Origin of the sequence: Pseudoflavonifractor sp. MCC625, assembly GCF_018784545.1 — a bacterium.
In the GTDB taxonomy this organism is placed as follows: Bacteria; Bacillota; Clostridia; order Oscillospirales; family Oscillospiraceae; genus Pseudoflavonifractor_A; species Pseudoflavonifractor_A gallinarum.
In genome coordinates, this window is record NZ_WQOJ01000023.1 from 210,768 (window position 1) to 224,646 (window position 13,879).

15 protein-coding genes and 1 pseudogene are annotated in these 13,879 nt (G+C 49.1%); 7 read left to right on the forward strand and 9 right to left on the reverse strand.

All coding sequences use genetic code 11. The features are described 5' to 3' along the window. Positions 1–68 precede the first annotated feature (68 nt). From GPK94_RS07225 to GPK94_RS07255, 7 genes are all read right to left on the reverse strand, one after another. Positions 69–1,712, reverse strand: a complete 1,644-nt coding sequence (locus GPK94_RS07225) for a recombinase family protein (protein ID WP_195640796.1) — start codon at positions 1,710–1,712, stop codon at positions 69–71. Then, positions 1,669–2,574, reverse strand: a complete 906-nt coding sequence (locus tag GPK94_RS07230; RefSeq protein WP_215655348.1) for a recombinase family protein — start codon at positions 2,572–2,574, stop codon at positions 1,669–1,671. Before GPK94_RS07230 ends, GPK94_RS07225 begins: the two co-directional genes overlap by 44 nt. Before the next feature lie 17 nt (positions 2,575–2,591). Beyond that, positions 2,592–4,133 carry a recombinase family protein gene (locus tag GPK94_RS07235; protein WP_215655351.1) on the reverse strand — a complete coding sequence of 514 codons (1,542 nt, stop codon included), beginning with the start codon at positions 4,131–4,133 and terminating at the stop codon, positions 2,592–2,594. Positions 4,134–4,327: 194 nt separating this feature from the next. Beyond that, positions 4,328–4,486, reverse strand: coding sequence for a hypothetical protein (locus GPK94_RS07240; RefSeq protein ID WP_215655352.1), 159 nt, complete (start codon positions 4,484–4,486; stop codon positions 4,328–4,330). A 553-nt stretch (positions 4,487–5,039) separates the two neighbouring features. Then, positions 5,040–5,447 (reverse strand): hypothetical protein, encoded by a 408-nt coding sequence (locus GPK94_RS07245; protein WP_215655354.1) that lies wholly within the window; start codon positions 5,445–5,447, stop codon positions 5,040–5,042. A gap of 492 nt (positions 5,448–5,939) precedes the next feature. Next, on the reverse strand, positions 5,940–6,674 hold the full coding sequence (locus GPK94_RS07250; protein WP_215655356.1) for an ImmA/IrrE family metallo-endopeptidase: 735 nt from the start codon (positions 6,672–6,674) through the stop codon (positions 5,940–5,942). Beyond that, on the reverse strand, positions 6,671–6,928 hold the full coding sequence (locus GPK94_RS07255) for a hypothetical protein (protein ID WP_195494783.1): 258 nt from the start codon (positions 6,926–6,928) through the stop codon (positions 6,671–6,673). The genes GPK94_RS07250 and GPK94_RS07255 overlap by 4 nt, the downstream gene beginning before the upstream one ends. A 201-nt stretch (positions 6,929–7,129) precedes the next feature. On the opposite strand from GPK94_RS07255, the gene GPK94_RS07260 reads away from it, so the two are divergent. From GPK94_RS07260 to GPK94_RS07280, 5 genes and pseudogenes are all read left to right on the forward strand, one after another. Next, positions 7,130–7,543, forward strand: a complete 414-nt coding sequence (locus GPK94_RS07260) for a helix-turn-helix transcriptional regulator (RefSeq protein WP_215655358.1) — start codon at positions 7,130–7,132, stop codon at positions 7,541–7,543. A gap of 67 nt (positions 7,544–7,610) precedes the next feature. Further along, positions 7,611–8,120 carry an ImmA/IrrE family metallo-endopeptidase gene (locus GPK94_RS07265; protein ID WP_215655361.1) on the forward strand — a complete coding sequence of 170 codons (510 nt, stop codon included), beginning with the start codon at positions 7,611–7,613 and terminating at the stop codon, positions 8,118–8,120. A gap of 32 nt (positions 8,121–8,152) precedes the next feature. After that, positions 8,153–8,467 (forward strand): carboxylate--amine ligase, encoded by a 315-nt coding sequence (locus GPK94_RS07270; protein ID WP_130870522.1) that lies wholly within the window; start codon positions 8,153–8,155, stop codon positions 8,465–8,467. 64 nt (positions 8,468–8,531) lie between these two features. After that, positions 8,532–8,933 (forward strand): annotated as a pseudogene (locus tag GPK94_RS07275) (DNA methylase); the annotation flags it as partial. A 727-nt stretch (positions 8,934–9,660) separates the two neighbouring features. After that, positions 9,661–10,302, forward strand: a complete 642-nt coding sequence (locus GPK94_RS07280) for a hypothetical protein (protein ID WP_215655363.1) — start codon at positions 9,661–9,663, stop codon at positions 10,300–10,302. 363 nt (positions 10,303–10,665) lie between these two features. On the opposite strand, the gene GPK94_RS16420 is transcribed toward GPK94_RS07280, so the two are convergent. After that, a complete protein-coding gene (locus GPK94_RS16420; RefSeq protein ID WP_075703393.1) occupies positions 10,666–11,004 on the reverse strand; it encodes a helix-turn-helix transcriptional regulator in 339 nt (112 codons plus the stop codon). Positions 11,005–11,129: 125 nt separating this feature from the next. On the opposite strand from GPK94_RS16420, the gene GPK94_RS07290 reads away from it, so the two are divergent. Together GPK94_RS07290 and GPK94_RS07295 are read left to right on the forward strand one after the other, a co-directional pair. Continuing rightward, positions 11,130–11,489, forward strand: coding sequence for a hypothetical protein (locus GPK94_RS07290; RefSeq protein WP_101691742.1), 360 nt, complete (start codon positions 11,130–11,132; stop codon positions 11,487–11,489). A 92-nt stretch (positions 11,490–11,581) separates the two neighbouring features. Further along, positions 11,582–11,959, forward strand: coding sequence for a hypothetical protein (locus GPK94_RS07295; protein WP_148337085.1), 378 nt, complete (start codon positions 11,582–11,584; stop codon positions 11,957–11,959). Positions 11,960–12,003: 44 nt separating this feature from the next. Here GPK94_RS07295 and GPK94_RS07300 read toward each other — a convergent pair whose 3' ends face one another. Continuing rightward, positions 12,004–13,209 (reverse strand): hypothetical protein, encoded by a 1,206-nt coding sequence (locus GPK94_RS07300; protein ID WP_215655365.1) that lies wholly within the window; start codon positions 13,207–13,209, stop codon positions 12,004–12,006. Positions 13,210–13,879: the final 670 nt, after the last annotated feature.

Genomic DNA, 13,879 nt, shown 5'->3' on the forward strand with positions numbered 1-13,879 from the left:
CACAATCGCCTCCTAACATAAATTATATTATATTATTTCAGCGATTATGTCAATTATATTTGAAGTTATCAATTTTCTTTTTCCAGGCGTTCTTCGATAAGGTACCCTCCTCCGAAGATAATGTCCAGTCTCCCGTCGGGATACACCTTCACACACTCAATCATTTGGTGGACGATGGTATCGTCGTACTCCATCTTTTTGGATGCTCGGTCGGCGATGATCTGCTGTAGTTGAAGGATTCGGCTGTCATTCACCTGATCGGAAGCAAGTGCTTCTTCGAGTTTCTGAATCCGTCCTTGCAGGAGTTCAATGGTATCGGAAAGTTCTTTGAATTCAGCTTCGTGACTCTCGATACCCTCTCCGCTTTCCACGCTCTCATTGATAAGAGATACCATTTTCCGATTCAGCCCATCTATTTTTCGCCGGAGCAGGTCGATCTCATCTGTGCCTCCGGTTAGACCGATTGCTTCACCAATGGTTGCCCGCATGAGTGCCATATAAGTGGACTCGTCTTCCTCGTTGAATCGGTTGATTGCCCGAACAATAGCGGCGTGGAGGGCGGTCTCATCTACCGTGAGCGAGGTTTTGCAGTAGCGCTTTCCATAGTCTAAGCGGCTGATGCAGCGCCAGACAACTCGCTTTTTTCCTCGGGATGTCCAGGTCACGCGCTTATATCGACTTCCGCATTCGGCGCAGATCATCACATTGGATAGTGCGTACCGGGAGTATTTTCCGGTGGCTGTGGTAGCCGTTTTGGTGGAATTTGGCTCCCGGCTCATCCGCCTGGCGAGTTCTTCCTGCGTTTTGTGAAAGAGCTCTCGGCTGATGATACCAACATGGCTATTCTGTACATAGTACATGGGTGCCTCACCGGTGTTTTTGCGGCGAACCTTGCCAATACAGTCAATTGTGACCGTCTTTTGAAGGATGCTGTCCCCGCAGTATCGTTCATTCCGGAGAATACCCTTAATCATGCTCGCAGAGAAGGAGAATCGTTTTCCTGGTATCTGGAGATTTTCTTCTCTGAGTTTGGTTGAGATCCGGTTGATGGTTTCACCTGACAGGTACATATTAAAGATCCTCTCCACGATGGATGCCTCCTCCGGGACGATCTCCGGTTCTCCGTCTGCACCCTTGCGGTATCCCAGAAGGCACTTATAGTTGAATATGGGCTTGCCCTCCTGAAATCGCTTACGAAAAGTCCAGGTGACATTCTTGCTGATGCTTTCGGATTCAGACTGTGCGAACCCTGCGTAGATGACCAGATAGAGTTCGCTGTCGATTTGCAGTGTGTCTATATTTTGCTCCTCGAAGTAGATGCCAATCCCTCTTGCCCTGAGCATTCGGACATGGTCCAGGCAGTCCACTGTATTACGGGCGAAGCGGGAAACGGATTTCGTGATGATATAGTCGATTTTCCCAGACAAGCAGTCGTTGATCATCTTCTGGAACTGGGGGCGCTTATCTGCACGTGTCCCGGAGATGCCCTCATCTGCGTAGAGTCCGGCGAACTCCCATTCGGGCTTAGCGGCAATCATCTCGGTATATACCTTTTTCTGGTTGGTATAGGATGTGAGCTGCTCCTCGCTGTCGGTGGATACCCGGCAGTAGGCAGCAACCCGCCGCTGATGATACTGCTCCCTGTTGACGATCAGAGAGCGTTTTGGCTCAATAACCGATATTGTTTTCTTGGGTATCTTGGTTACATTCATTTTCTTCATCTCCGATCTCGACATCGGTTTTGGTATGTAGGATCACCTTTCCTCCGCTGCCAAGCGTCAGGTAGGCGGCGATGTCACTAAAGTAGGCCGGGCTGAATTCCTCCTGGGGAGTCATCAGACTTACCCGCTTTCGGGCGATGGATGCGGCGATCTGCAGATGGGTATCGCTCTCAGCATAGAGCCGCTCTGCCATTTCAATTGTTTTGACGATAATCAGTGCATCGCTGGGGTCATCCCGCTCCAGCTCGGCATCAATTTCCCGGTTGATTCGCTGGGCTTCCGCCGACAGCTCTTTTCGCTTTTTGGGGCGGGGGATGAGCAGATAGCTATTGGCGATGATGCGGTTCATCAGGATTGTCACCTTTTCCAACAGGTGTGTATCGGAGATCCGGATGCGCTGACCGCAATCAGGATTGGTGCAATCCCAACTCTCCCGAATCCGGTGCTTGCTGCTCACCCTTCGCCGCATAGGGGCGCCGCACTCCGCACATCGGACCAGATCCCGAAGCAGGTCGATCCCCTCCAGATTTTTCTCGAAGGTGTTCCGCTGGCGGGCTGTTTTCACGGCAGCCGCCTCCTCATACTGTTCTTCCTCAATGATCGGGTCATATTCCCCATCGCCAATGTATTTGGCGTTTCCGATGATTCGTGCGATACGAGCTTTATCCCACACATCCGTTCTCTCACTGTAGGGGATCTTCCTCTCAGTCAGCAGCTCGGCAATACTTTGGAGGGATGCGCCGTTGATGTAGGCGCTGAATATCTTGCGGATGACCGTAGCTTCATCCTGTGCGATGACTGTCCTTCCATTTCTCATGGTGTAACCGTATGGGATATAGCGTATCTTCTTCATGGCGAGGTTCCTCTCTGTCAGAGCATTTCTGTGAATCTCAGCCCGCCGATGAGGGTGACTGTCATTTCATCTCGGCGGCTGATACTGATGGCCTGAACGATCTCAGTAAACAGCTTCTCATCGAAGCGGTCCAGTGGTTCCTCGAGCTCTTCCAGCAGCTTTTTCAGCCGCGTCAGTTCCTCTATCATTTGGGTAATGCCCGAGGAGAATTCACATTGGCGCTCCCGCTTCAGCCGGCGCAGTTGGTCGTTGATCTCCTGCACCTGGGCCTTGTGGACCTCGTCCTTGAGGTATCCCTTTGCATGGAGCTGCTCCACCATCACCAACTTGGCGTTCAGATCTGCAATGCTCCGGCTGATCTCCCTTGCGGCCGTGTTTTTCTGTTTTCGCTTCAGCTCGGCGGATTCCAGACGGAGTAGCGTCTGACCCAGGATGTCGTATTCAGAGAATCGAAGCTTATTGACCATGGCGACGAAGGCATCGTAGATTCTCTCCTCGCTGTAGTAGTTTGAGCTGCACTGGGTACGATCCTGAATGTGTCTGGAGCATCCCCACTTTACTGTCCCGGAAACCTGCCTCCTGCGAAAATACGAGCCGCACACAGAACACTGAATGCGGCTCGTAAGAGGATAGATATTTTGCGTTGTGGATTTTCCAAAGACATCCTGTCGCTTTTTCAGGAGGAGCTGGACCTTGTCAAAGGTATCTCTGTCAATGAGTGGAGCGTGGGTCATGGAGGCATAGAACATATCCTCCTGACCTCGATTTCGGAACTGTTTGAAAGGGACTGTGGTGTCGCGGTAGGTTTTCTGGTATTTGCAATCGCCACAGTACCGCTCATTTCCAAGGATGTATGCCACCTTGGTGGAGCGCCAGGTGGATTTCCCGGTTTTGGTTTTGATGCCGCGGCTGTTGAGATTCCGGGCGATCTCCGATGTAGACTGGCCGCTCAGGTAGTTTTCGAACATCATGCGGACGATGGCTGCCTCCGGCTCATAGACCACCAGCGCCTTATCCACCAGCCGGAAGCCGTAAGGAGCGTTGCTGTCCACATATTCCCCCGCCTGCATCCGCTTCATGATGGAAAGCCGCTGGTTCTGGGAAATCGCTTTGGATTCCTCCTGTGCGATGGCAGAGAAGGTATTGAGCAGCATCTCATCTCCGAGGGCCAGAGTGTAGATTCCCTCTTTCTCAAACTGCACCCCCACGCCGAGCAATTTCAGCTTCCGAACATATTCCAGAGACTCCTTGGCGTTTCGGGCGAAGCGGGAGACGGATTTGGTGACGATCAGGTCGATTTGGTGCTGTTCGCACATCTTGATCATTCGCTGGAATTCGGTGCGGTTCTGTGCGTTCATGCCAGAGAGCCCTTCGTCAGCGAATATCTCCACCAGTTCCCACTCTTTTTTTCTCTGAATGAGGCTGGTATAGACCCGGATCTGGTTGGTGTAGGAGTTCTGCTGATCAGCCGAATTGGATGATACCCGGCAATAGGCGGCAACTCGAACTTTGCGGATTTCCTGCCTGGTGATGGGCGAGATGAGTTTGACCTGCGGCATCAGCAGAATCCCCTTTCTGGCTGAATTTTGGATTGTACTACATTTTGGTACAATCCACTTTTCCGGCTCAAGCAACATTATATTCAACGACAAGACAAAGTCTATTGAAAGAACCGTTGAAATGTCAAAATCTACATAGTCAACATGACACGATGCCTTGTTTGCATCATTTTGGGCGGTTTGACTCTAATCTCTTAATCTGCGATGACGAGATCGGAGCCGGTGAGTTTCTGGTAGTAGCGCTTTGCTCGCTCGTACTCGGCCAGAGTAATCACGCCACCTTCTCGCATCGACTTCAGCACGGCCACAATAAACAGGTAGTTTGCACTCTTGGTTTGCGACACAGCAATCATGATGTGATCCCTCCTAATGATGAATATGAATTGATACCACAAAAATAGGGGTCACCCGCTTTGGTTGTGGAAGCCTCGGCTTTCCTACTACATGATGGGCGACCCCCATTGCTTCTGATATCAAGACAATTGAATGTCTTTATTTTGCCTGTATTCGACACTACTTCCCCAGGCAGGGCGGTCAACTAAACTGCGGTGGGCACCGCACTCCGGGAATCAAACCCCTCCGAGGATCTCTCCGAGCTGCCCCCATTGCTTGAGGCTGTGGCTGGGCAGGGGTACCATTGTAGGCAGATGAGGTCTTGGCGAAACAGGCTGCCATGCCTGCTTTTGGATCGGAGGACCCGCTGGGCACCTTATTGGCCGTCATTGATAGGAGAAAAAGAAAAGCATTTCCTTTTTGTCTCCTACAGGTGGTCATCGCGCACCGTCCGCATCGCTCGCTCATCGCTGATGTTATTTAGCTGCCGGATATTCAGTTGAAAAGGTTCAATGAAGGCGTCTTAAGGCCCCTTCACTTTACAACGGACATATTTGCAGCAAACCACAACCATCAGCCAAAAATATTTTTTGCTTTTTTCTGAATGAGGCGGATTGCATTCTGGACACTCTGATAGCTAACACCCATTTGGTCGGCATAAGCTTTGTAACTGATCCCGTTTAAGATGCAGGCTTGATAAATACGATATTGGGTAGGGGTAAGGCTCTCGCGCAGAATTCTCTCCAGCATTTTTGTGGCTATTTCTTCCGTATAATCTCTGGTGTCGGCTAACCAGATAGAGTCTGTCACATTTTCGGGAAGCAAATCCAGAGAGAGAACCGTTGGAACAGCTTTCCCTTCTCTAGATTGTCCCTGCTCCGGAGATAAGGTGCGCCGGAGTCGCTTCTCCTCTGAACGTAGAACCTGCATGACGGAGCGTTCCACCTCTGTTATCTCACCGGTAGCCTTGATCCGAACCATGCATTTTCCTTCTGCTGTGGTCCATAGATCGTAATCGAATTCAACTGGGGTCCTCGGGATACTCATTGTCTTGTCCTTTCCGCTGGCATGAGGCCGCGGGAAGGCAAGACAACAATAGAGCCGCATGACGGTGGTCGTTCTGTCCATGCCGATAAACAGAGTCTTTCGACTCAGTCCATGCGGCATCAGGATGACTTCACCTATCAGGCGGCTCCACAGCTCAGCTATGTGATTCAGTTTTTATTTCGTTCTCCCTCTAACGAAGGCAAAATACGATTTTTCTCATGCTCAAAACATCGAAGACGGTGATCTTTCCGCACTTTTTGCACTTTGTTTCGACATGACCTCTTGTGTCCTCATATACGACGATAGAGTTATGTTGGCAGTACGGACATTTGATATATCGCGGTTTTTGCGCCGCAATTGCCTCCCGTGCCCGGATAATTTTGCTCAACATTTCTGCGGAAGGCTCTGTAATGCGAATATTTTTACTCATGCCCACACCTCCAGTGGATCAACAAACTCTACATACGGACGCTCTTGTAGATACCCAAGCTGCCGGAGACGAATCACGGCGGCAGACTTGGACACGCCAAGTGCATGACAGAGAAGTGAAAGTACCAACTTGTCCGCATATGAAAACCTCCCTTCATAGCTTATCAGTGTGCGATTTTGAGCGAAAAACCGCATGGCCCGATTTATCTCTGCCTGGGGCATGAGCAGGGCGGCCCCCAAGGCATTGGCCTGCCACTCGTTCCAGTCCTCTCTGCTCTTTAGGTCTCGTAGGGAGTAGGATCGCCGATCCGAGTAGAATCCACGGCACTTTTGCTGGGACTCCTCGGACTCCATCTGAAACAGGATTTGATGTGCGCACTCATGCGCCAAGGTAAAGCGGCGCTTGCCGCACAACTTTTTGACCTTGCCGGCCTCCAGAAAGCTGGAATCCAGAAGAATTTGATTTTGTTTGAGTTCGATGGTACGAACTACTCCCATTTCCTCAATGATGTATTCGGCATCAGCATAACTGGTCAGACCGCAGATACACCCATCTGCGGACAATCGGGCAAATCGAACGCTTAACCCCAGGTACTCGCGAGCGAACTGGTCGATGGGTGTTGCGCGAACTTTATTATTCCTTAGGGCATTGCTGCCGCAGTAGAAGAACTTGTTGAAGTCCTGAATTACAGCTGCACCGATATCCTCTATTTGGCGTAGAGAAAGAATCATTGACTTGCCTCCTTTGCTTCCACGAACCATTTGTTTCCTTCGCTGAACAGGAAGGTTTCTTTACCGTGGATCATGACAGTATATCGGATTCCACCTCCGCTCACCCGGGAAGAAGCGGCTCTGCACTTGTACTTCAGCCGGTCAATTTGATAGATACGACCATTTGTCCAGCGGATGAACCGGGGATGAACCACACCGTTTTGGTCTACATCAAGATTGACAGAGACATACTCTTTTCTGCATTGTACCTCCATTACAATATCCTCCGTTTTCTTTCCGGATGTACGAACATTTTTTCGTGTTTTAGATTGACAAAAACTCTGTTCGTGTGTTAACATCTAAATGCGAACAGAGTTTCGTGCTACATTTCCATTATATCCAGAACAAATTTTCGTGTCAATCCCGAATTGTGAAAAAGTGTTCGTATTAATGGCAAAAAAGAAAGAGGTGCCTTTATGGGATTTAAAGAACGTCTGAAAGAAAAGCGACTTGAAGCTGGATTAACACAGGCAGAACTTGCAGAAAAAGTTTCTGTAACAACGCGAACGATTCAGAATTACGAGTTAGGTTCAAGGAAACCTGGCAACATGAAGGTAATTGGTGATATAGCTACCGTCCTGGGTACAACCGCAGATTACCTTCTCACCAGTTCGGATATCTATTCCGTGGAAGCATATCAGAAGGGTGGCGCAAAAGCGGCGCGAGACATCGACGAGTTGGTCAGTGAGGTGACTGGCTTATTTGCCGGCGGTCAGCTTTCTGAAGATGCACTTGAGGGTGCGATGCGTGCTCTCAACGATGCCTATTGGATGGCCAAGGAGCGAAATAAGAAATTTACGCCCAAAAAATATCGTCAGCAGGTAGAGTAAGGCCTATCTGTGGGGCCTAAGCTGTGAGATAATAATGATGAACATCCGCAGGTCGGAGGTGGGCTTCATGACCAGTAAAATGCTCTCCAAAGTCGGCACATCTCTGGTGCGCCGCTTCGGAACACGCGATCCTTTCCAGATTGCAGGAGAATTGGGAATTTCTGTTCTTCTGCGTGAGGATTTTGGCTCTCTAAAGGGAATGTACCGCGTCATTAAACGCAATCGGTTTATATTTTTGAACAAGGATCTGGGAGACAGAATGCTTCGTATTGTCTGTGCGCATGAGCTTGGGCACGACCGGCTCCATCGAAAGCTGGCACAGGCAAACAGCCTACATGAATTCATGCTGTATGACATGACCACACGGCCAGAGTATGAGGCGAACATTGTTGCAGCAGAAATTCTGATAGACAACGAGGAGCTGCTGGACTACATCTATACTTATCAATATTCTGCCGAGCAAATCGCCAAGGCAATGGACACAGACATCAACCTGGTCGCCTTAAAAATAGCACACCTAACAGAACTCGGATACGATTTGCGGCCGGTGAATCATAGAAGTGATTTTTTAAGGTAGTGGCGAAAGTGCTGCTAGGAAGGGGTTTCTCCATGAAGTACAAGTTGTACCGTTCTTTTGGAAATTTAGATAAAGACGTTCGTAGGCATGAGCTAGTTGCTGTGGAGTATGGTACGAATCTGGAAGCAGTGACGGATGCCCTTATTCATGCGGTATCCGATGATCTGGCGGGAACACCTGAATACGCGAGTTATAAAACCGCTGCTTTTGCACCAGCTCCAGTCAAGGAGTTTCGTCGTGTTCGGAGGTACGACTATGAAATGACAGGAATTGTATATCCACCTTATGCGGACAAAAACATCCTGATTGACTACGGTATTATTGAGGAAAGCGAACTCGAGAAATAATATTGCCCCCAATTTCAAGTGCCGTTTTGCGTTAAAAAGCGAGAATCCAAGGAGGCGTCTTACCATGAAGCAAAGGTTCTATTTCGCAATTGACCTAAAGAGCTTTTATGCCTCCGTCGAATGCCGGGAGAGAGGTCTCGATCCTCTGGACACCAACTTGGTCGTTGCCGACGAGAGCCGTACCGATAAGACCATCTGCCTTGCCCTTACTCCGTCCTTAAAGGCATATGGAATCTCTGGTCGTGCTCGGCTATTTGAGGTAGTCCAGCGGGTTAAGGAGGCCAACCGTGGCCGGCTTTACGATGCGCCAGGGCAACGATTTTCTGGCAAGTCTTGCTTTTTCTCTATTAAATGCCACACCGAGGCTGGAGATTGACTATCTAATTGCACCACCGCGTATGGCCTACTATATGGAATCAGCATACGCATCTACAGTATCTATCTGAAGTACATTACTCCAGAGGATAGTCTCTAGACCGAAGATAAGCGTTACTTTCTTTATTCCTGATGAGAAAAAGACTGGTGGTTCTTATACCACCCTTACCGGCAACCTAAAACGGGTTGACCTCTATGAGCGTCTCCTGGTACTGACAGATGGAAAAAAGATCCCGCAGGATGAAATTGCCGATATAAAAGGAGCCTGCTTTTATGGTGTTTTTTAGTTGCCACATCCTTTGCACCTATGAAGTCCTAATATACTGAGAAACAGCACTTAACCCCCAGGAGTCGGATATACGGTTCCTGGGGGCTTCGTGTTTTTTCATTTACCTCGTAGTTCGCGCTTGTACTTGTAATAGGTATTCCGGGCCAGGCCAGTCAAGCGCATACTCTCGGCATCACTGAGATTAAGCCGCCTTGATATTCTGAATTTGCCGCTCAATGCTTTGCTTTGGCTTTGAGGTCCGGCAGTAGCCATACCGCATCTTCATCTACCTCCATACATCGTTTTATTGTTGGGACTCGATGGTCTCAATATAGACCATCGTTTTAACTAGTACTATGATTTACGCCAAGATCGATCTTTCAGCAACAAAGATTGAGACACTTCAAAGGCAGGTTTATTTTGATACTGTGAGGGAGCGATTCAACCAGCAGTTCAATGACAAACGCGTGTGGATGCAGTACGATTGGAGCAACGGTGAAGCACTTTTGGTGTTAATAGTAGTCTGATGTCGTTCAAGGAGGTATGCACTATGAACATGAAAGATGCATTCCGTTTTCAAAACAAACTCAAAAACCTGATGTGTGAGGCCACCAGCATCCTGCAGGACCGGCGCAACATTGTCAAAGTCAAAACCACCCATCTGCGCAGTAAGGTCATGTCGGATGCCCTGGATGCCGTGGTGGAGGAGACTGCGCCCAGCGAGTATGCCGGGCACGCCAACGAGGTGGCGGCCTTCATCATGCTTTTGATGGAGGAGCGGGAGAATCTGAGCAAAGCCATTCATGCGGCCAAGAGCGGACTGGATCTGGATATGGACAGCGAGGTCGGCCTGAACCGGCAGCGCCAGGAACTGGCCGAAGTTTTCCGGCATATGACCACGCTCCGCAACAGCGAAAAGACCATCGCCGGCGGCGGATCTGGATGCCGCTTCAATGGTGAGGGCAACCAGGTTTCTTATCGGTGTGACGCTACCCAGGTCACCACCATCGACTTCGACCGGAACAAGATCCGGGGCATGGCCACGGCGCTGAGCAAGAAGGCAGACGAGATCTCCATGGCCTTGGATAAGTGCCTGGTCAATACCGAGGTGGCCTACGAAGCTCCTTTTGATATCAACGACAGCTTCGAGGAGATCCTCAACGACTTCATTGAAAAGGCGGCAGTTGCATAACTTTCCGAACCACACTTTCGGGTGTGGTGGGCGTGGCAGAATGGATAGGTCGTGATGATCGGTTCAGGCGCAGATGAATTATGAGGCTGCGCAACTCCGGCAGATTATGGACAGCATTTGCATGAATGTGAAATGAGCTCATAACTCATGATGAAAGGAACGCCAGGCGTTTCCCTCCGCGTTCAGCGCATTGCCGCCATTTCTTCCACACGTTTACCCTTAAATGCAGAATTCAATCTTACGCTCCCTTGGTACACATAGTAATGATGTGAAAATCTTTTTTCAAGTCGCTTGCTCACCTGGGGCAGGGCAGTGGCCTGGTTGGGCCACTGCAGGACCGAGGATGGACAGGCGGATAAGGGTCTAAGCGGTTTTGAAGTTCTGCCATGCCCACTGCACCTGAAGAAATTCTCCGATAAAATGACCTGAGCAGCAGACGGCTGCCTGCTGCTCGAAAGAGACGATATGAGAAGTGGGGATGATGATTTCATTCATTGGCACCTGGAGCAAAGCGCTCAGTGCGTAGAGATTATCTACGCTGGGAAGACTCTGCCCGCGCTGCCATTTGTAGATGGCCTGCGGCTCCTCAAATCCGAAATAGTGCTGGAGATCTCGGACTGTCAGGCCGCGATCCTTTCGGAGCCGGCAAATATTCGCTCCGGTGGCCACAGGATCGATCACAGGAAACTGAATCATGGACATATGGATCGCCTCCATTCATCAGGATGATTTCCGCCGCAGCGGAGTATTTCAGAATACCCGATATATTTCGGAATGGCAAGCGATTTTGAACATTTGTAATGAGATTGTCATATAGGAGGCGTTCGTTGAAACAAACAGACTTTTATCAGGATATTGAGCGGTTCTCACTGCTGAATGCCTACTACGCATACATGGATACAGATGCGTATCTGGCTGACCAGCTTTTTATCAAGCACCAGGTGCGGGTCCATTTTCGAGAGGAATATGCGCGGGATGGTTTTCCATACCGGGTCATCTTCTGCCATGTACGAAAGCGGGATCAGGAGCGTTTCCTTGCGGCACTGAATGAATTACCAGGTAAAATGATGCTGCTCGGCTATACAGACTATCTGGATGCCTGCCATGCCATTTGGGGGAACCGAAAATCGCATAATGAGAAGGAAGTGACAGACTGTGATGCAGTTCGTACCACTGAACAAGCGTAGCAAGAAGGCGCAGCGGGAATTTTACGCCCAAAAGCGCGGCTCCTGGCATGGAGTGAACCCAATTTCCCGGACTGTACAGAGCAGGAATGCTTATGACAGAGCAAGAGTTAAACAATCGGATTACCGAAATCCTGAAGGTATCTGAAAAAGATGCGCGGCTGTGTCAGACCTCGGGTGGACGTCGGACTGGCAGGCAATACCGGCGCATACAAAGGGTCAGACACGATGATCGACTTCTGTTTCTTATTCAACACAGCGGATATGCGCCAAACATAGGGTATATCATCGGAGATTATGAAGAGAAAACGACTCTGCTTCATTCCGGCCTTCACATCAAGTACATGAAATCCAGCAGTCGGCAGCAGTATCTGAAGCGGAGGGCGAATCGCAAGGTTCGTAAATATCACACTCTACCAAAGAAGGGCAACCAGTATCGCAAAGTGTTCGAATACTGGTGGACACTCTATTGAACAAGCAATGACACCGACAAAAATGAATGCGAAGTAAAGATCCGCTATTCTTTTTCGATGTCCTCCGCTTCATTTTTGGGCTTCAGGCTCAGTACAAAATCCGTCAATAGAACGGCATTGAGAGCCGCTTTCTGCGAAGGGTACTTGATGTACCAGCTATGGGCCACTCCGTTTCTGTTGGGAATACCATCCACGACATCATTAACACTGTAGCATTGGCCAAAAATCAGATTATTAAAGAAGTCACTGAACACCTCATCATAGCCGTTTTCATCCACTAAATCCTTACATTTTTCTTTGAATTTCTTCTCGTTTTTTCCTACCTTGGACTTGATAATCCCCTCCCACATGGTAGCCAGAAAGGGTATCACTAAGGCATACTCCTTTCGGAGATAAGCATCAAGAGTCTGGCCAAGTGCCTTTTTGAAATAAGGTTCGATCTCCGAATCGTTCCATTTCTTCTTGATACGCTTGATTTCGGCCTTGGTGTAGTGGGATAGGATGGCCGTATCTATCCGTTTTTCACATCGCTTGCTTACAGTTGCACCTATTTTACTGGAAGCGATGATTTCGTTTATCTCGTCAAACAGCATATCACCCGCCAGGGTAGAGGCGTATGGGAACCATCTGGCCTGATACATGACCTGCAGGTGCAGTTTTTGAAGCTCCCTGTATCGCTCCTCCTCCAGCCGACGTTCTGTGTCCCAGCGTTCCCAAATGCGGGTCAGCGGGGAGATGTCCACCGTCTGCAACCAATCCAAGAAGGGAGATTGAACAGTGGCAAGGGCGGAAGAATAGGCATCCAGCACACCTTGGATATTTGTCATATAGTTGGGGGGCTGAACTCTTTCGATGTTATTGGCGAACTGGAGTGCCGCTGTGTCTAACTGTAAGTTGGACATTTGAAGTGCTGCCAAACCCATCGGCTCGGCAAATCTTGTGGCTACTTCTGTGGCTGCCATAACTGTTGGATTCTGAGTAGCATCGAGTGCAGCAGTCAGTGTTCCTTCCGGCTGACGAGCCATCTCGGCTGCAGCTATTACTGTGGGGTTCAGCACGCTGTGAGCCGGAATCTGGCAATTCATGATTTGGCTGTTAATTGCGGATAACCGCTCCAGAGGCATCACCATGGCTTTGATGCGTTCCTGCGTCTCAAGAATAGGAGGTATATGTTTGGTGAGCCTTTGAGTTAGCTCAACTTGTTTTCTGAGTTCTTGAGGAATAGGATTGTATGGATTATGCTTACTCAAAGATTTCACTTCATTTCTTTTTATAGTTACCAGCATAAACACTGTATCTTTGTGCTTAGCTGCTTCTAGCTGCGGGCTCGCACTTCCGGCTTTTCAAGGTAAATATGACTTTACGATACTAAGTTTCATATTCGAAATGAACGATGAAGACAAAGACGATCAACTGTAACAAGTTGGTCGCTTTTGCCTTGATTGTGTTCGAGAGACAGTTAGTGTGCTGCCCGATGATGTTATTAGCATAGCGCTCTTATCTTGAGTATGTCAATGCCTCTATGCAGACGAAGCGTTCTCTCTTCATTGTGATTGATGGTAAACGATATATTGTATGATGAGAGGAAGATGCGAAACACATTGTAGAGGAATTGGAACGGCAGACCTTGCTGCGTGCGAACACGTTTTGCTGGAAAGAAAAAACTTAATCCTCCCCATGGATGCCAATATTACTCTAGTGCAGTCATTTGGGCCGCCAGTAACCAAATCACTGCGAGAACCAGTGCGACTACATTTAGTCCCGAGGCGGTGGTTTCCCGTGCACAGGCTATGACCTTCCTGTATCGAGAACGGACTTGATCAGCAAAACAAAATGATGATGGAGACCGCAGAAAATTCTGTGTAATCGACGTTCCTCGACAGTATGAAAATCTTCGACTGAGTCAAGAATGAGATCAAA